The sequence below is a fragment of the Flavobacterium anhuiense genome, from assembly GCF_900101855.1.
Taxonomy (GTDB): Bacteria; Bacteroidota; Bacteroidia; order Flavobacteriales; family Flavobacteriaceae; genus Flavobacterium; species Flavobacterium anhuiense.
This window is the reverse complement of record NZ_FMVC01000001.1, coordinates 742355-764225: the sequence shown is the minus strand read 5'-3', so window position 1 is coordinate 764225 and position 21871 is coordinate 742355. Positions and strand designations below refer to the sequence as shown.

Here is a 21871-nt window from a genome sequence, read left to right as displayed (position 1 = left end):
ATAAGATTATTCTATTATCCGTTTATTTTAAGTTTCATTCCCGGTTTAATATCTTCATCTTTAATGCCATTCCATTTTTTAATATCTGAAATTGTTACTCCAGGATATTTTTTAGAAATGCTATATAAAGAATCTCCTTTTTTAACGTAATAATCTTCACTAACGTTTTTAGAAGGTGCTTTTTTCTTGAATGAATCAACCGAGTTTGATGCAATTGCTGTTGAAGCCGGCTCTTCTATAACGACCGCTGCTTTAGAAATAATCAATGTTTTTCCTAAACCAATGTTATTTGAAGTTAAATTATTAAGTTCTTTTAACTCCGCAATAGTCGTACCGAATTTTTTTGCAATGCTTCCTAAATTATCTCCAGCCACCACAACATAGTCCATATCTACGGCTGTTTTCTCTTTATTTTCTGCAGATGCAATTGCTTGTTCTTTATCTACAACAGCAGGAAGAGTTTTAACAGGAGCCTCTTCTTCTGCTTTAATTTTTAGGCTTCGTCCAATTGCTACAGCATTTGTTTTTAAGTTATTCCATTTTTTAATATCTGAAATACTTACATCATACTTTGCGGCAATTGCACCTAAATTATCTCCTTTTCTGACTTTATAAAATTCAAAATCTCCATTATCAACCGGAGCTGGTTTTACAGCTGCTGGTTTCGCTTTTGGCGCATATTTAACTGCCAATCGAGATGAAGTGGTTCTAAACTCTGCATCATGTTTTACGTAAGCATAAATCTGTTCTTCGTTGGAAACAAATGTTGCGATTTTATCTTTTGGAAGTCTGATAAAATGCTGTTCTCCCTGATAAAACGGAATAACTCCCATTTTGTATGACGGATTTAAAAGCTGAATTTGAGATTGTGGCATGTCTAACAAATCGGCAAGCTGTTTGAAAGACATTTGATTTTTGACCGCTACTGTATCCGTTTCAAAATTTTTAACCACAGCTCTTTCTGGATTAATGCCATGTTCTTTGTGGTATTCAAAAAGGTACATTGTAGCTAAGAAAGCAGGAACATAACCTTGAGTTTCTTTTGGAAGATAATTACGAATGTCCCAGTATTTTGTTTTTCCGCCAGAGCGACGAATTGCTTTTGTCACATTTCCTGGACCTGAGTTGTAAGAAGCTAAAACCAGTTCCCAATCACCAAAGATATTGAACATTTTGGTCATGTATTCTGATGCTGCGGCTGTAGCTTTAAGAGGGTCGCTTCTTTCATCAATATAAGAATCGATTTTCAAAGCGTATTGTTTTCCGGTTCCGTACATAAACTGCCAAAGCCCCGTAGCGCCCATTTTAGAAACTGCTTTAGGATTTAAAGCAGATTCTACAACGGCTAAATATTTTATTTCCAAAGGAACATTTTGTTTGGCAAAAGCATCCTCGAAAATTGGAAAATAATATTCTGATAAAGCCATTAATCGAGAAAACGATTTTTTACGGTTCTTAAGAAATGACTTTATTATATTTTCTAAACCTTGATTGTATTCAATTTCAAAAGGTGATTTCTGATTCATAGCCGCCAAACGCTGTTTTAGCAGTTCGGTTGGGAGTTCTTCATCAACAGTAACATCTTTGTTAATGGTTTGAATGTCTTTGGTCAGATCATCATAAATATCCAGACTTACTAATTCGTTCATCCATAAACTATCTACTTTTGCTGCAAGATCGTTTTTTTTGAATGTGCTCTTAATAGAATCTAAATATGAAAGCTTAACCTCTGGCTTCAGTTCCAAATCTGTTTTTGCCATTTCCTGTGCACACACAGCTAACGAGAAGAAAGCCGAAACCACAATCGAAAATTTCCTTACAATCATATAACATTATTTTAAAATTCTGTAATTCAAACAATTACAAGAGTTGTATTTTTGCAAATCTAAGCTCTTTATTGAAGAAAACTGTTTAAAAAAATGTTAATTGTGATTTTTTAGTCTAAAATCGCTGCGATTCCAGGTAAAATTCTTCCTTCTAACATTTCAAGCATAGCCCCGCCACCAGTGGAAACGTAGCTCATTTTATCTTCAAATCCGAACTGTTTTACTGCTGCAACAGAATCTCCACCACCAACTAATGAAAATGCTCCATTTGCTGTAGCTTCTGCGATATAATCTCCTAATGCGATTGTTCCTTTAGAGAAAGTTTCCATTTCGAAAACTCCTAATGGACCATTCCAAAGAATTGTTTTAGAATCTAAAATTACTTTTTTGAAGTTTTCTAAAGATTTTGGACCTGCATCTAAACCTTGCCATCCGTCAGGAATTGCCGTTACATCTACAACCTGAGTATTTGCATTGTTTGAGAAATCGTCTGCTGCAATAACATCAACAGGAATATGTACCTGAACTCCTTTCTCTTTAGCTAATCTTAAAATATCAAGAGCTAAATCTAATTTGTCATCTTCGCAGATAGACTCGCCAATTTTTCCGCCTTGAGCTTTAATAAAAGTAAAAGTCATACCTCCTCCAATAATCATGTGATCTACTTTATCTAAGATATTTTCGATAACGGTGATTTTAGAAGAAACTTTTGAACCACCAAGAACAGCAGTTACAGGTTTTTCACTGTTTTTAAGAACTTTATTTAAACTGTCAATTTCTTTTGCCAATAATGTTCCGAAACATTTATCGTTTGGAAAAAATTGTGCGATAATTGTAGTAGATGCATGTGCTCTGTGAGCTGTACCAAATGCATCGTTTACATAAATATCCCCAAGAGAAGCCAATTCTTTAGCGAAAGCTACATCTCCAGCTTCTTCTTCAGCGTGGAAACGTAAATTTTCTAATAAAAGAACTTCACCTGGCTTTAAATCTTTTGCTGCAGTTTGAGCTGGTTCTCCAACGCAGTTTTCAGCAAATTTAACTTGAACTCCTAAAATCTCAGAAGCTGTTTTTAAGATATGTTTTAGAGAATATTTCTCTTCTGCTCCTTTTGGTCTTCCTAAGTGCGACATTAAAATCACACTTCCGCCTTGTTTTAAAATTGTATCGATTGTTGGCTTTGCAGCTTCAATACGTGTTGTATCGGTTACATTAAAATTTTCATCCAATGGCACATTGAAGTCAACACGGATAACTGCTTTTTTATTTTTAAAATCGAAATCGTTTAAAGTTTTCATCTGCTAATTTTTTTAATTTTTTGAAAGAATAACAAATATAGAACTTTTAGCGAAGTCTAAATTTCAAAAAAGCAAAAATAATCCAGTAATAAAAACGAAAACGTTGTAAATTATGAAAACAAACAAAATAATTCTTAAAGATGATAAAAATTATTTGTCTAATCGTGAACCGGACTTTGTGTACAAGGACAGTTACTGATTGATTGCAAGAAGTCAAATCCGATTGTGATGGAATGTGTTCCTGTGTTATACGCTCCAAGACCATTAAACATCAACTGGTAAGAGTATGCAAAATAGAATTTAGATTTCATAAAACCAGCCATTGGTCCCATTGCCAAAGGTTTTGGGAACTGGTCATTTAAGAAACGGTAAGAAACTCCGATCCAATAGTAATCTTCGTAGCGATTGTAACGTCTGTATTTGAAGTTTAAATCGGTTGTAGAACGCTGGTCACTTGCAAAGTACTGCAAGAATACCGATGGTTCGTATTCGATACGTCTATTTTCTCCGTCTCTAAAAGTGAATCCTGAGTAAACCTGAAAGTTAGAGAGTAGATCTGGTTCTACTCCTCTATACTTATCAGTGTTTTTCTTTAAAACGTTGTTGGCGTTAAAACTAAAGTAAAATCCTTTGTTACGGTACAATGCACTAATATCAAAGTTGTTGTTTGAGTTATAACGATTGTCTGTAATTGAAGGGTCTAATGCTACTGGAACACCATTTACGTCTCCAGTAAAATTACCCGTTTCGATTCTAAAACTATTAAAGTTGTACGATATACCAAAAGATAGATATTGCTCTGAACGATAATCTAAAATCAAGTGGTGCGCAAAAGAAACTTTGGCACCCGTTTGTCTTGTATTACCATTGCTATCATTATACAATGAAATACCTACTCCAGAACGATCTAGAACACGAAAATCGGCGTACAATGATTGGTTGTCTGGTGCATCTTTAATTCCGACCCACTGTGTTAAACCATTGGCTCTAATACGGAGATTATCTCCAATACCAGCATACGCAGGAGAAAGAATAAAAGGGTTATCAGCTAAATACTGGGTAAACACTGGTAGGTTTAACTCTTGGCTGTAACTTGTTGTTACAGCCATGAGTACTAAAGATAAAATAAACTTTTTCATTGTAATAATTTTTTTAGATAACATCATTGGGGCTATAATTTTGTTATCTGTATAATGTGAAATGTCCAACAAATTCTCTCGGATCTTTTGGATCATTCAGTTTAAGAACATACCAGTAATCTCCTGTTGGTAATTCGTCTCCATGATATCTTCCATCCCATTTTCCATTAACACGGTATTTCGCTACTACTCTACCATATCTGTCATAAATATCGAATGTTAACTCTTTGTATGCTAATGCACCACAATCTGGACCAATTGTATCATTTTGTCCGTCACCATTTGGTGTAAAGTAGTTTGGCATACAGAAGTCATAGAATGTACCATGAACTGTTATTGTTTTCTCACAACCGTTTTTATCTCTTACGATAACTACATAATCTCCCGTTTTGTAGATTCTATAGCTATTAGATGATGAGAATGGTTCACCATTGAAGCTGTACTCATAAGGAGCAACACCTCCAGAAGCTTGTACAACAATTGTGTTGATGTCTTTGCTTTGGTTTGTGATGTCGATTAAACCAAGTTCCGCAACTGCATTAACAGTAAAGATTGGAGTTGGTACCTCACAACCATTAGTATGTCTTGCAACGATGAAGTGATCACCAGCAGGAACATTTGTAAAGATGTTGCTTGGCTGGAATACTCCATTGTTATCTAATGAATAATCAACATCTGCTGGGTTCGTAATTGAAGCATCAATTGTTACAACTACCATGTTGGCTTGTGTATTGTTAACGCAATCATATGTTACCTCAGCAGTTGGATTAAGAATTACTGCGTTTGGCATGTTTTCTACAAACTCAATTACACAACCTTCTGCATCTTTCACATATACTGTATGTGTTCCTCCAGCTAGATTAGTGAAATCAAATATTGTTTGAGTAGCTGTACCCTGAGTAAATGGTCCTTTTTCATTATCTAAACTTACGCTATAAGGTAATGTACCACCTTTAACTTCAATACTGAATGCACCATCTTTATCTCCATCACACACTTCAGGAATCATAGAGTTTGGAACTTCTGTTACAATAACCGGATTAGGTTGTGTAATTTCAACATCTTGTCTCACATAACAACCGTTTTCATCTTGGGCAATTACTGTGTAAGTTCCTGGAGAAAGTCTATCAAATGTTGTAATGAAATCAAACTGATTTAAATCTGGTGAGATTGCATATTTAATAACTCCTGTTCCTCCGCTTGCTGCAATTACGATTTTACCATTATTTTCACCAAAACATGAAACATTCGTCGGTGTAAATGTTGCTATCAATGCAGCTGCAGGTTCAGTTATTACAGCATTAACAGAAGTACTACTACAATCTCCGCTGTCTACTTTTACTTTATAAGTTCCTATTAAAAGATTTTCAAATCTTCCGTTGCTTTGAGGCCCTTGAATTGGGTTTCCAGCTGCATCCTGTAAAGTATAACTATAGTTTCCTAAACCTCCTTTTGCTTCTGCAACGATTACTCCTGTAGCTTCACCAGTACATTTTACAATTGCATTTGTAATATCTAAATCTACTGTCAAAGGAACCAAAGGATCTATTTTGATTTCATTAGAAACAAAACTTACACAGTTATTAGTATCTCTCACATAGTATTGGTAAGTTCCTACTGGTACAGAGAATGTAACAGATGAATTAAATGTACCCAAATTTGTTGCAAAATTAGGATCTGTACTATAGCTATATGGACCTACACCTCCTGTTGCGCTTAATGTAAGCGTCGATTGTACGTTACAAGTTTGTGAAGAAGCCAAAATTAAGTTAGGAATAACTTCTGTTGGTTCTGTAATAACAATACTTGCAGATGTTGCCTCACAATTAAATCCGTCTGTTACTTTTATTGAATAAGTACCAGCACCTAGTCCATCAAAAATATTCGATGATTGAGGACCTGAAGATATCGTTTGTGTTCCAACTACAGTGTTTAATGTGTACATGTAATTGCTTCCCTGTCCTCCTGTTGGAACTGAAACTGTTATTGTCGCAGTTTTATCACCAAAACATGATAATAATGTCGCGCTCGGAGTTGCAGTAAACGTTATTGGAGATGGAACTACCAATGTTGCAGTTGTTGTAGCAATACAACCTTTGCCATCTTTTACATTTATCGCATATGTACCTGCAGATAATCCTGTAAAAGTATATTGAGTAGAATAATCTACCACAATTGCACCATTTAGAACTAACTGATATTGGTAATTATTATCCCATCCGCCATTTGCAGAAGCATATATTTCACCGTCATTATTACCTGGGTTACAAGTAATTTCAGATTGTGTAGTCGTCACTGCCAATTGCGTTGCAGGCTGTTCTATTGTAAATAATGTTGTTACTGTACAGTAAGGATTTCCTATTAAGGTCGCACTAACTGTATACTGACCAGCAGTTAAATTAGAAATTGTAGTTACAGCTCCTGTTGTAGTTCCTGTACTAGAAACTGGCCCTGTGATTACATAACTAAAAGCACCTGCCTCGTCTGATGGAGTTGGCTGTCTGTCAACAAAAGTTAATGTTACCTGACCGTCAGCTGCTCCATAGCAAATTTGTGCACTTGCTGGTACAGCTTTAATTTCAAAAGTATTTGGATCATTAACGTAGTGAACCTCTTTAATTGTACAATTTGTATCAAGATTTGTTACACTTATGATATAATTTCCAATTGATAAATTAGTAAAGATACCCGTTGCATTATTTGGATTACCTGCTACTGCATTTCCAGATGCATCCGTAATAGCATATTGCAGATTTGCTGGTGTTCCTCCAGTTGTGGCAACTGTAACAGCAATATCTTCATTATTTGTACAAGTTATTGCATTTGTAACACTAATTGTAATATCATCTAAACTAATAAATGGATTAATTACATACGTTCCAGCATTAGAACCAATACATCCGTTATTATCATAAACATTAACTGTATATGATCCACCTAAATAATCGGTTTCTGTGTAAACATTTCTATCACCTTTATAAACTACTGCACCATTTCTAATGAATTCGTAGATATAAGTTCCTGAACCGCCTGTAACACCACTAATTGTAATTGTTGCAAAATTGCTAGTATTATCAGAAGTACATCCGTACTGAGCAATTGCTGGGTTAGGAACTACAATTAATGCCGGTTCGATAACCTGAACAAGTTTAAAATCAGAACATCCTCTTCCAGAAGTAACTGTAACAGTATAGCTTCCTGCTTCAAGATTTTCGAATACGTTCTCTGGTTGTGCTGGTCTATTTACAGCAACTCCTAAAACAGTCGTTCCTGTTAATGTATAAGTGTAGATTGGATTATCATTAACCCCTGCACTTGGAGCATCTAAAGTAGCTGTAATAGTACCGTTGTTTCCTCCGTTACAAGTTACAGGTGTAGATGTTGCATCAAATCCTGTTACTAGAGTTGCAGGCTCTAATCTAAATGTTACATCTTTTGTACAAGTTGTTGTCAAATCAGTCACCACAATTGTATGTGAACCCACTGATAAACCAGCGAATATAGCCGGAGTAGTTGTTACAGTAGTTGTTCCGTCAATTGTATAACTATAATTACCTGTACCACCAGTAGCTGTTGCACTAACGCTTCCGTCTCCATCAGCACAAGTTGGTAGGGCTACAATAGTATTTGTAATATCCAACGGTGCTAAAATAGTTACCGCCGCGTTGAATACAAATTCACATCCGAATTTATCTCTTACCGTTAGATCATATGTTTTAGGAACACTTACCGTAAATGTAAGTCCTGATTGGAATCCTGAACCAATGCTATATTGGAATGGTCCCATACCTGTTCCTGGTGTAATTACGATATCGTAAGTTCCTGTAGCACTTGGACATTGAGATACAGCTACTGCTGTAAATCCTGATGGAAGTGGGTCAATAATGACATTCACTCTATATGGAGAAGAAATACATCCATTAGCATCTTGTGCATAAACATCCCATGCAGGTACAGTTGCATCTAACTCTCTTGTAGCTAATGCGTCAAATGCTCCAGCAGGGTCACCAGCATGAACGAATGAATAGACATAACCTGGAGTTCCTCCACTAGCTTGAACTGTTACTATTGCTCCTGTCTTACAGTTTGCATTTACATTATCTACTAAATTAACTGTAACTACCGTTGGTTGTTTCACTTCTACCATTGAAGTTGCTGTACAACCTGTTGCATTGTCTGTAATGTTAATCGTGTACTGACCAAAAGCAAGACCTGTTAAAGGAATGGTTGTCGCTGTTGTTGATGTTGATGGAACAAAATTAGTACCATCTTTATCTATTGTATACGTATAACTTCCAGCAAAATCTGAAACTGTGAAAGTTACTTGACCGTCATTTGTTGTATTACAAGTCATATCAGCAATAGTCTGACCATTTACAACAATATTTGTAACTGGTGCAATTGGTAATAATTCTTCGTAAGTACATCCGTTAGAATCTGTTACTCTGAACATATAATCTCCAGGAACTAAACCTGTAAAGGTAGCTGCTACTGTATTATCTGCAGTATTCACTGGAGCATAAGCTGCTGGAGCTCCGTTAAATGAAATAATCTCGAATGTTAAAGCCCCTACACCATTTGTCGCAGTTACATCAACTGTACTAGTTGTAGCAAGGCAAGTTACAACAGATGCATTAAATGTTAAATCCGTCGGTTTGTTTAGTGGTACAATTGGTACTGTTACTGGAGCAGTTTCACAACCATTAGCATCTCTCACAGTGTAAGTTATAGAAGGAATTGATCCATCATTAACTACTGAGAAAGTATTAGCTGTGTCATAACCTTGACCATTGAAATTATATCTATAGTCAGTAGTACCGCCTGTTGCAGTTACAACTATGGAAGTAGTTGTACTACATGTTGTATTTGGAGTAATTGCATGGATAGCTGTTAATTCAGTTGGCTCACTAATTACAAATGTTGCTGGCGCCGAAGCACAGTTTTTAGAATCAGTTGCTACTACAGTGTATGTTCCTGCAATCAATCCTGTGTAAGTTCCTGTTGCATCTCCAGTCGTATTAACGATTGGTCCTGTCAATACAAATGTATAAGGAAGACGACCACCTGTTGGAACAACAGTTAAACTTCCGTCATTAAACCCGAAACAGCTTACATCGATTTGCGACTCAGTAAGTGTTGGAATTACTGTTGGGTTAACTGTTACAGTAGTAGTTGTTACAGAACATGCTGGCGCGTTACTATCTGTAATTACAAAATAGTAATCACCGTCTGTTGACACAGAAGCTGTAAAGTTTCCGGCAACACCTGTTACTGGTCCCGTAGCAGCTCCATTATGATACATTTGATATGTATAAGGTCCTACACCTCCACTGATTTCAACATCAATAGTTGCATCAATTGGAGCAGCACAATATAGATCTTTAGTTACTGAAGCACTTGCGATCAATTGTGGTTGAACGATATAGTCTACTTCATCTGTACATCCGTTATCGTCAGTTAAAATAATTTTATAAGTTCCCACAGCTGTAAACGTAGCTGTAGTTCCTGTAATTGCTAAACCATCAACTGTAAATGATTTTACACCATTGTAAGTTGTAGATAAAGCATTTAAATCTACTGTTAAGTTTGCACCAACAAAACATTGTTGAGCTGGTAAATTAAGATTTGGAGCTGCATTGTATGTAACAGGAACTGTTATTGGTCCTGCAATACAAAGATTTGCATCTTGTACATAAACATCCCAAGAAAGATCTGTTAAGTTAGTATCCACAGTTAAAACTGAACTTGTTCCAAATACTGTTGGCGTAGGATCTCCTGTTTTAACCACAGCATAAGTATAAGCTGATGTTCCACCCGTAACATTTGTAACTGTTATTTCAGACTCGTCATCAGAACAGAATACTTTGCTTGCTGTCGCAGTAAATGCGATTGGAGCCGGCATTGTAATAGTGACATCTGCAGATTTTGAACAAGTCGTTGTAATATCACTAACAGTAACTGTATAAGTTCCTGCTTCAAGACCTGTTAATGTAATAACATCTGCCGCAACAGTTGGAGCATTGTAAGATAAACCAACCGGATTAGTAGTTACTACAATATTATAGTTTCCGCTTGCGCTAAAATCTGAAACTATGAAAGTAGCTGTACCGTTATTATCCGTTCCGTTTGCAGTGTTACAACTCACATTAGTTGACGATGTAGCAACAATATCAATTGGAATAACTGGCTCAACTTTGTAAGGTCTTTCAATTGAACAACCATTATTGTCAGTTACTTTAAATAAATAAGTATTAGGAGCTAATCCAGTGAAAACTGCATTGTTTCCATTATCTAATGTTATTGGCGAAATAATTTCATATTTCGCATAAGGAGTATATCCTCCTGTTACAGTCAAAGTAACATCAGCCACATTTGTCGGGCATATTGGGGCTGTCGTTAATGCAAATGTAATATCAGTTAATGGTTGATATGCTGGAACAACAACGCTACCATTAAATTGACATCCATTAGCATCTATAACATAATAATTTACTGTTTGAGCAGATGTACTAACTGGTACCTGAGTTGTGTTATCAGTATAGTATGTTGCACCTCCATCAAAATTAAATCTGTATGGGGATGTTCCTCCAGTTGCTGTAATTGTTACAACCGCAGGCTGGGCAGCATTGCTTGCATTACATCCATAAGCTGTAATTGCAGGAGTAGCATCTAAAATTGCTGGCTGACCAACAGTATACGGTTTTGTTAAAGTACAATCTCTGCCAGATGTAACTGTAATATCGTATACTCCTGCTGGAAGATTAGAGAATACATTGCCTGTTTGTACATATCCTACTGGAATTGGCGAAATTGCATATGTATAAGTTGGATTATCATTTGAAGGCAATAAATTAACTTCAATTTTTCCATTAGTTCCGTTAAAACAAGAAACATCAGTTACAACAGCATCAAATGTTACAGGCGTACCTGCTGGTAAAGTTACTTCTGCTGTTGTAGTACAAAGATTTCCGTTATCGGTCATTGTAATAGTATAAGTATCTGCTCTAAGTCCAGAAATTGTATTTCCTGAAATTACAATACTTGGATGCATTGGCGTAATACTATAGCTATAAGAGTTCGTTCCTCCAGATGGAGTTAACGTAACCACACCATTGTTAACCACACAACTTGGCAATGCTGTAATTGCTGGAGTTAATTTTAATGGCGCATTAATATTGATGGTCTCAGTATCTGTACAATCATTTCCATCTTTAATGGTAATTGTATGAGATCCTGAACTTAAATTAGTAACTGTATATGGCAACCCTGGAATGCTTACAAATACTCCAGTATCCACTTTAATTGAATAAGATCCTACTCCCGCAGCAGTTTCAGTAACAACAACTCCAAAAGCACCTTCAGCCGCACAGTTATTAGCTACACTTAAGCTAATTTCTGGGCTTGGATCTTTAGCAATTGTTACGTTTAAAGGGAATTCACAATCTTGAGCATCTTTAACAATAATATTCCAGTTTACATTTGCACCTGTTGGCCCTGGATCTAAACTTAATACATTTCCAGCAGCAAAAACTGATGGAGTAGCTGGAGCAACTGCTGAAGCAAATGTATAAGGTCCTGTACCACCAGTAACTTTAACAGTTACTTGAGCTGGATCATCACAGTTTGCATTAACATTACCTGCTATACTTGCGTCAAGCGGTTGAGCTGGCTGTGTAATTTGGAAAACTTCAGTAGTAGAACATAATGTTCCATCAAACTCTTTAACATAAAGAGAATAATTTCCTGGTTTTAATCCTGTAAGAGTTCCGTTATACGCTGCACCTGTTAAACCAGTAGCTGATCCGTTAACTGGTGGTACAATTGCTAAATTTGTTAAGTTATCTCTAACTTCAAAATCTAATCTTGTCGCATTATAGTTAGATACAGTGAAATTAATAATTCCATTAGCAGCACCATTACATGTTACATTAGTAGTAGTTAAAGGATTAATCTCAAGATTAGAGATTTTTGGAGTTTTCATCTCATAGTAAGATGGACATCCATTAGCATCCACAACTTCAAAAACGTAATTTGTATTCTGATCTAAGTGTGTAAATGTATAAGAAGTTGCAGGAGTTACACCAGAAGTTGTTCCTACACCATAAATTGTATATGTAAATGGAGCAACACCTGTTCCACCAAATACACCAACTTCTACAGAAATACCGTCAGCACAAGTAGCACCAACTACCGTTCCGTTTAATGTTAGATATGGAGGTGGTTGAATTCTTAATTTACCGCTTTTAAATTCACACCCATTTGCATCAACAACATTTAAATAGTAATCACCAAAATTTAATCCTGGGAAATTATGAGCGATTGCAGCATTTGCAGCATTTGCAGTGAAAGAAGCAATCTCTGTCATTGCATTATTATACAAATGATAAACATAAGGAGCTGTTCCGCCAGATGCAACATTTACATCAAGGCTACCTGGAGTAGTAGAGTTACAAGTAATTCCGTGAATAACAATATTCATTGCTATTGGAGGAGGGTTATTTAATGTAATACTATTACGGTACTCACATCCTTTAGCATCTCTTACAACATAGTTATAAGTTCCTGAAGCTAAACCACCATAAATAGCTAAATTACCAAAAGTAACTCCATTATCTATACTATATTGAAATGGCGATTGTCCCGCTGGACTTGTAAAACGTATTGTACCATCAGTAGAACCGTTACATGTTGGGTCAACTTTTACGATAGTAACACCGACTGGCACATAATCGCTTACTATTGCTGTTTTTGTTTGTACTGGACAACCATTAGCATCGGTAATTTCAAATTGGTATACACCAGCAGTTGATGTAGTGTAAACAAATGAAGTACCGGCAAAAGCAATCGGCGCACCAGTATAAGCACCTGCACCAACTTTAACTCTATAACCAAATGGCGCAGCGCCACCAGTTACAGAAACTGCAATTGTAGCATTTGTTGGAGAAGAACAAGTTAAGTCTTTTGTTAAAATAGCCTCAGCTATCATAGCAGTATTAACTGTAACAGTTGTTGTATTAGTACAGTTATTTGCGTCTTTTACAGTGATAGTATAAGTACCTGCTGATACTGTAAAAGTATTTGCTGGACTTGGTGCTACACCTGTATTAATCGAATAAGTATACGGAGCAACTCCGTTTGAACCTACAGCTACAATTTGGAAGTTATTTCCTGAAGCTGTACATTGATTTGCAACAGAAGCAGTCACATTTGGAGCAGTGTCTGTTACTAAAGTTAATGGTAAAGTTACCGTACACTCATTTGAATCTTTAATCCAAGCAAACCAAGTAAGCGCTGGATTTAGATTAGCTGAATTTGCTGTATCGTAAGTTCCTGGAACTGTACTGCTATTACTGAATGAGTATTGGTATCCAGGTGTTCCTCCAGCAGCTGTAATAGTTACTTTAGCTGTTGGAATATTACAATTTGCATTAACATAAGCTACTGTTCCAGAAAGTGGCGCAGCTGGCTGAGAAATTGTAATAGTAGCTGTTGTAACATCACAACGTGTAGTCTCATCTGTAAATACAACTGTATATGTTCCTGGAGCTAAATTAGAAATTGTAAATACAGGAGCTGTTTGACCCGTAACTGGCGTTCCACTATTTAATGAATAGCTATAAGTACCTGTAAATCCGCTTACATTATAACGGATTGATCCTGTTGAATCACCGTTACAGTACACATCATTTAATTTAGTTGCTGAAGCAATCATAAGTTTTGCTGGAGCAATATTTAATGGGAAAGTATCGTAACATCCGCTAGCATCTGTTACTTTGAATACATAATTTCCAGGTGTTAAATTACTAAATGAACCTGTTCCGTTTGATGGCGCCGAAGTTGGGCCAGAAACAATTTCGTATACAAATGGTGCAATACCTGTTCCAGCTGTAACTGTAATTGTTGCTGTACTTGTAGTACTAGCAACAGGAGCACAATAAATTAGGCTCGCATTAACAGAAGCAATTACTGGAGGGTTAAGCTTGTTTACAACAATAGATTTTGTTGGCATTATACATCCATTTGCATCTTTAACAGCATAGTAGATAGTTTGATTATTACCATTATCTACAACTGTAAATGTATTAGACGATGTAAATGATCCATTGTTAAAGCTATACGTATATGGAGCTGTTCCTGTTGTTGGAACAGTAATAGTTACTACTGCAGATTGTTTTGCATTATTAGTATCACACTTGAAAGTTGTTGCAGTACCATTTGTATCTAATACTGTTGGCTGAGAAATTGTAACCGAAGTTGTAGCATTAGTACAGCCTAAAGCATCTGTAACTAAGATATCATAAGTTCCTGCAGTTAAACCAGTAGTTGTAGCTGTAGTTGAAACTGGAGTTCCACCTCTTGTTACACTATAAGTATAAGGAGCTTTTCCTGATGTTGGTGTAATAGTAATTGATCCTGTATTATTTCCATTACATAAAACGTCGACTTTAGCAGTTGTAATTGTTAATGTAGTTGGTTTTAATGTAACTGTAATGTCTGCTGTTTCTGCATAACAAACTGGATTTGCAGAATCACTTACTCTAAATTTATAAGTACCAGCAGCTGTTGCTACATAAGGACTTGTAGTTGCAGCGTACCCACCTCCATTAAATGAAACCTGATAACTACGAGTTCCAGTACCACCAGAAGATGCTAAGCTTATTGTTGTATTTGGCGTACAAGTAACATCTGGTACGATTGTCGGAGTAATAGTTAACTGAGGAGCTACAACATAAGTAGTTTGAGCATCACAACCAAAACCATCTCTTAAATGTAAAGTGTAAGTTCCAGGAGTTAAGCTAAAATTAGGAGACTGCTGGTAGAAAATTCCATCTTTACTGAAAGTTGGAGTTCCGACATATGTACCTGTTATTGTAATATTAATTGGTGAACCTGTATAACATTGTGATGCAGGCGTATCAATTGTTGGTACATTTTCAGGCAGAACTGAAATAGTTCTTTTTGCAGTACAACCATTATTATCTTTAACATAAACATCCCATACTAAATCAGCTCCAGAATTTGTATCTACTGTTAAAATAGCACTATTCCCATAAGCTGATGATGGTACCGTTGATGGGCTTTTCGCGAAAGCGTAAGTATAGTTTGGAGTACCGCCTGTCGCAGTAACTGTTATTTGCGAATTATCATTGTTACAGTTTATATTAGATGCGGTTGCAGTAAAACTAACCAACGAACTTGGCTGAGCTAGTGTAACCGAGAATGTAGACTGGCATTTTGTTAATCTATCTATTGCTGTAATTGTATATGTACCTGCTGGCTGAGGAGCAGTAACGTTTATTACTGTCGTTGTTTCAGAAACATTCTTTTGTTCTTGAATAATTGTTCCTCCACCATTTGTTATAACATAATCATAACCTCTATTTTTAACGCCGTTTACTATAAACTGAAGCGTTCCTGTTCCTCCATAACATTGAATATTAGTTAAAGCTGAACCAGTAGCTACGATATCTGGAGCCCCTTTTACAGTGTAAGGCACTGTGAAAGAACAGCCAGATTTAATATCTGTTGCTTGAAAAACATAATTACCAGGTGCTAACGATTTAAATTCACCATCAGAATTTGAAGCACTATTATATCCAGCAGGTCCTGAAATTATCTGAAAACGAATTGGAGCAGAAATATCTGTTTTTACTGCGGCAATGTTTACGTGACCTCCAGGAGGAGTTGTAGAACAATCGTATCCACTATCTGTTATGGTAATGCCTGTAATTCTGTCTAAGTTATTAATTGTTACTGATAATGGTCCGAATTGACAATTATTGGCATCTCTAATATATGCTGTAACCACACCTCCTGTAGAAATAGAAAATGTATTTGTACTGGTAAAATTGGTTGTACCATTGAAACTATAAGTATAAGCACCTGTTCCTCCAGCACCATTAACAGTAACAACTGCAGGTGTAGTACCTGTACCATTACACTGAAGTTCTGTAGCGCTTATTGTTCCTGATAAAGCAGTTGGCTGAGTTAATCTTATTGTACCAATAGCAGAAGTACAACCTTTACTATCTCTAACCAAATAGGTATAATCAATATTTGGGCTTAAACTAGTATATAAAGATGTTGATGACCAACCTGCATTATTAAAGTTGTATTGATATCCACCTGAACCGCCAACACCTACTAATTGTACACTACCATTTGTCAAACCATTACATGTAATTTGGGTTGAGTAAACGGTAACTGTAGGATTTGCAATAGGATCTACTACAACTGCATCAGTAAATACAATACATCCTTTTGAGTCTGTTACTCTAAATACATAACTTCCTGCAGAAGATGCTGTATAAACATTTGATGGAATAGTTGTATAAGTAGCACTTCCGTTTACTGCTACAGCATAAGTGTATGGACTTGTACCGCCAGTAACTGTAATTGTTATTTCTGCATTATTTGTAATACAATCTAATGGTTTAGTAATATTTCCTTCTGCTTTTAATTGGTTAGCAATAACAATATTAGAAATTGCAGGAGCTGTACAACCATTAGCATCTGTTACAACAATTGAGTGTGTTCCAGGGCCAACATTTGTGAACGTATTCGAAAGCTGACCTGGCGCTCCATCTAAACTATATGAATAAGGTGTTTTGCCACCAGAAGCCGTTACTACTAGAGTTGCACGATTAGTTGTATCATAACACAAATCTGAACTACTTGCTAATGTTGCTGTAGGAATTTGCGGAGCGACAACAGACACAACACTTGAAGCTGGAGAAGAACAAGAACTTGCATCTTGTACTACAACCACGTAATTACCTGTAGCTACATTTGTAAATACATTATTATTTTGGAAACCAACTACAACAGTTCCATCAGTACGACGAAGCTCATATTTATAATTTGGAGTTCCACCACTTGCTGTAGCAGTAATCGAAGCCCCCATAGTACAAGTTGGCTGAACTGTTACGTTTGCAGTAGTTGTAAGAGCAACTGGAGCTGTAATTGTTTTAGTGAAAGAGCTTGAACATGTTCCAGCATCATCACTTTTCACAATAATTCTATAGGTGCCAGCAGTTAATCCTGTAATTACAAGAGGAGAAACTGTAGCTGTATTCCAAGTTGTACCATTATTTAAAGAGTACTTGTATCCTGTAGTTGTATTGAAATTTGCAACGTCAATAGAGATACGTCCATCTGAACTATTACTACATGATAAATTATCAATAACAGGCTCAGATACTGTAAAAGCTTTATTACTATCAATTACAATTGGGAAATCTTTTTGAGTAATACATGACTTTGGAATTTGGCGAACCCAAATATCATCAATTACAATGTCATTTCCACCGTATTCAATACTTCCAGAACGAATTCTGAATGTTAGATTAGTATGAGGACCTGGATTTAATGAAATATTAATCGGTACCCATTTTGTTCTATTAGGATCGTTTGCTGCCTCAGCGATTTTACCTGTGTCTTCAGTAGCCACAACCTGTCCTGCTGCATTAACTAACTCAAATCTAACAATTGGAGCAGCACCATTTACGCCTGTATTCAATAAGTTTCCTACATAAAGAGAAACCATTACAGGTTGGTTTGGAATAACATCAATAATTGGTTTACTATAAAGAACACCGTAATTTCCTGCAGCACCACCAATATTTACTAATAAATATCTTCCATTTGCATCTGCACCATTAGTAGTATGATCTTTAAAGTGGTACCAAGCATTATCGTTTCTCCAGAAGAAACTTGTCACAGAATATTGGTTATCTTCTACAGATCTTGTTGGTGTTCCATTTAATGAACAAGTATAGGGAGGATTAACTCTCTGGTCATTGAAACAGTATGCTGAAGCAATACCAGGAGTAGTAGTTGTACCACCAGAACCAAAATCTTCTAATAATAAATTACTATAAGTTGGTACTGAAGTTAAATTATATCTTACTGAAATTGTATGAGGGCCAGATGGAACGTTAACAAATACATTAGATGGTGTATTTGTATTCTTTACATTATCTAAATAGTACTCATAAGCATAGTTATTACCTCCACCACTTGTTACAGTAACTGTACTAGTTGCTGTTCCGTTACAGTTGAAAACTGGTGGGGCAACAGAAATTGTTGGGTCAGTAGGTCTTGGATCTAAAACCACGCCAGGCATGCTGAAGATACAACCTTTTGCATCTTTAATATAAAGAGTATAGGTTCCTGGAGCAACATAGGCTTCATTTGAAGATCCATAATTTGCACCACCGTCAAAGCTATAAGTATATGGAGGTGTTCCTCCTTGTGGGTTAGTAATTCTTACTTTACCAAATCCGTTTCCAGAAGGGTCACATCCTGCTAATTCAGAAACACCCGCTGATGCAGATAAAGCATTTGCTGGTTGAGTAATTGTAATTGGAGTTGCTGGGTCAGTACAAGTTACGCCTGACATTGTATAACGTACAACAACATTGTAAGTACCTGCAGTAACATTTGGAAATACTGGATTATTACTAAATGTTGCACCATTATCTATACTATATTGTAAAGTATATCCATTAGCATTAGTAACATTTACATTTATTTGCGAAGTGCCACCGCTACAGTTAATTTCAGTTGCTGTAACAGTATAAGTAGGTTTTGGATTTGCATTTACTGTAATAGATGTTGTTCCGCTACAGTTGTTTGCATCAACTACTCTAATATCATATGTACCTGGACCAGTTACGGCAATTTCATTTGATAATTGGAATGTAGAAGAACCATTTATAAAATGGTAATATGGCGCAGTTCCACCTGTTGTAGTAACAACAATTTTACCATTTGAGCACGCTGTTAATGGAACCGTTAAGGCCGCTGTTGGATTTAAACCTGCTGGAACTGGATTTATTGTTACATCAACAGTTTTATCACAAGATGGAGCTGGAGTAGATCCAACTGCTCCATTAGTAACTCTGACTCTATAATCTCCAGATGATAAATTTGCAAATGTATAATCTGAATTTGAAGTTGGACCGAAACTATTAACTAAAGTTCCACCGCTAGTATAAATATAATAGTAATATTGAGGATCGATATTTTGTGCCCCAACTTTGATGCTTCCTTTATCATTTTTACATGTTGGTTGCGTTACAGTCGTTGAAATACTAAGATCTCTACTTCTAATTAAAATACCTGGAACAGTAAAAATACAAGGGTTAGTTGTCACACCAATTTGTCTAATGTGAACGGTATAAGAATTTGGACTTGTAATCGGAAATATATTACTAGTCTGATAAGCACCTGGAGTTCCATTTGGATCTGTGCTAATAGCATATTCGTATCCTGCAGGAACACCTCCGATTGTAATGCTTCCTGGAGCTCCACAGATAATATCTTTATGAGTTTCTGTTGGAGTTAAAGAGTTGCTATATACATTAAAGTAGAAACGGTTGAAACATCCTCCCGCATAATTTAACGTTACGCGAAATTGTCCCGCTTGGTTTGCAGTATAACTTGATCCTGTTTTAAGACGAGTCCAAGTACAAGAAGTGCTTTCATTAGCACAATTTTGATTTGTAACTGCCGTACAACTTGATTCATTTAATTTTTCCCAAACAATACTATTTGCATCTGAAATATTTAATGTAATTGCTCTAGAAGCATTTCCTCCACATAAAAAGATATTAGGAAGTTTTTTTCCATCGTTAGAACATATTACTACCTGATCTGCAAAAGGTATTACAGGATTTTCTACCGTAGTACCAAATCTAGTAACAACAAATGATTGATAAATTGATCTACAAGGAGCTGCTGCCAAATTGTACACGTAATAGGTACCAGGATTTTTTACATTTAGTGTTTGTCCTTTTCCTATCAGTTGTGTGCGGGCTTCATCACTGTACCATGTATAATCAGTATAACCGTTTGCTGCAGTCAAGTTAATGCTTTCACCGCAAAGTGTTACATTGTCGGTATATTTACATCCATCAACTCCTACTAAAAAGTTAGTTGCTTTTGGAATTAAGATACATCCTGTATTCGTATTAACGCTCGGATCATCAGAAATTGTAAAAGCTGTATTTTGTGTTCCTTTGTAAGTTGCATATGCAGAGTTGTCAATACTATTAGAACAAGCCTCGCTCAACATATGACAATCTGGAACAACCTGAACTTTAAAGCTAATCACTTTCTCAGGATCTCCAACTTTAACCACATTATTATCAACCTTAAAAACAATATTTCTTGTAGCTGCATTGTAGCTTTGAACAGTTACTCCTGATGGTAATGAAACAATATCTGCAGGATAATTAAAAATAATATTTATAGGCAATTGGTCTCTAATGGTAAACGAAGTAGCATTATCATTTCCTGTATTCTTAAAACCAATTTCATAATTCAATTGCTGGCCTAATGTTACGTTTTGCCCACCAATATTAACTCCTTGCGCATTCTTTACAATTTTGGTTAAGACAATCTTTGGTTCGATAATCTCAACGTTAAAAGCATTAAAAAACAATCCGTAACCATCCCCACTTGTGGTAAGTTTTAATGTCGCAGAGGTATCATTATTTTTAATGACACTTCCTCCTGGATTTTGTCTATTCGCTGGGTTCGGAACATTCAAAATACCTGCCTCAAAACCTAAAGTATTTCCACTGGCCGGATTTCTATTTGTAAACGGTCCATTAGTATCGTTAATAGTACTGTTAAAAAAGTTATCTACCGGACGTTCTGCTGTAGAAATATCGGTATTATTTATAGAATACCTATCACCTGGTAAGTTAACGTCTCCTTCTAAAGCTGCGAATGCTAATTTTGCTTTTACAGTTCCTGTCGGAATCGTTTTAAACCCAGAAATAGTATAGGTAACAGCATTGCTATTTGCCTGAATCCATCTGAAACCATCAAAAGTAGTAATATATTTAGCTGAAGATTTTGGATCCTCATATACCACAAATAAATTCCATCCTGCAGAAAAACCTCCATTAATGTTCCCTTGTGCTGAAATAATATTTGCTACAGTATACTCTCCCTCAGGATTTGCCAAACCTTGTACTAATGAAGTTAAATCATAATAGTAAGCATAAGGTATTTGAGAACCATTTGAATTAGAAGGATAATAATCATAAATTAACTGCCCACTGATATCAGTATAAGCTGCCTGATTAGGAAGCTTAATTTTAATAGAACCTAAATTACTTCTATTAACCGTTTTATTATCTATAGATCCTTGGCTGTAAATACCTGCCCAATAAAGTCCTGCGTAGACAATTTTATAACATTCCCTGCTTCCGCTAGGAATACTTAACGTAGCAGAACTAGAACTAAATGTACTGTTGTCATTATCAACATCAACATAATACATCTGAAGGTCATTATTATTCCGATTATAGACATTGTACGCGTCATTTGCTCTTTCGCCATCCCTATTGTTATCTCTATTCAAAATATTATTACCGATCAAAAGCATATCACCTTTTAAACTCGTATCGAAACGAGGGGTAAAGTTCTTTTGAGCGTGAATAACAAAACTTTGAATACAAAGCAATACAGCTAAAACTAATTTTAAAGTAGTAGGTTTCTTCATGTTTCTATGGTTTCAGTTTAACGACTATTTTTAAAGGGGCATTTAAAAACAGCATATACTCTTTATTTAAAATTTACTTTATGTTGATTT

The 21871-nt window shown here is 35.9% G+C and carries 4 protein-coding genes; all 4 read right to left on the bottom strand.

The genetic code is table 11. The features are described 5' to 3' along the window. Positions 1 to 14: 14 nt before the first annotated feature. Positions 15 to 1826, bottom strand: a complete 1812-nt coding sequence (locus BLP44_RS03235) for a LysM peptidoglycan-binding domain-containing protein (RefSeq protein WP_091129255.1) — start codon at positions 1824 to 1826, stop codon at positions 15 to 17. Positions 1827 to 1936: 110 nt separating this feature from the next. After that, positions 1937 to 3124, bottom strand: coding sequence for a phosphoglycerate kinase (locus BLP44_RS03230; RefSeq protein ID WP_091129252.1), 1188 nt, complete (start codon positions 3122 to 3124; stop codon positions 1937 to 1939). 158 nt (positions 3125 to 3282) lie between these two features. Next, a complete protein-coding gene (locus BLP44_RS03225) occupies positions 3283 to 4263 on the bottom strand; it encodes a PorP/SprF family type IX secretion system membrane protein (RefSeq protein WP_035691536.1) in 981 nt (326 codons plus the stop codon). A gap of 43 nt (positions 4264 to 4306) precedes the next feature. After that, positions 4307 to 21781 (bottom strand): T9SS type B sorting domain-containing protein, encoded by a 17475-nt coding sequence (locus BLP44_RS03220; protein WP_091129249.1) that lies wholly within the window; start codon positions 21779 to 21781, stop codon positions 4307 to 4309. Positions 21782 to 21871: the final 90 nt, after the last annotated feature.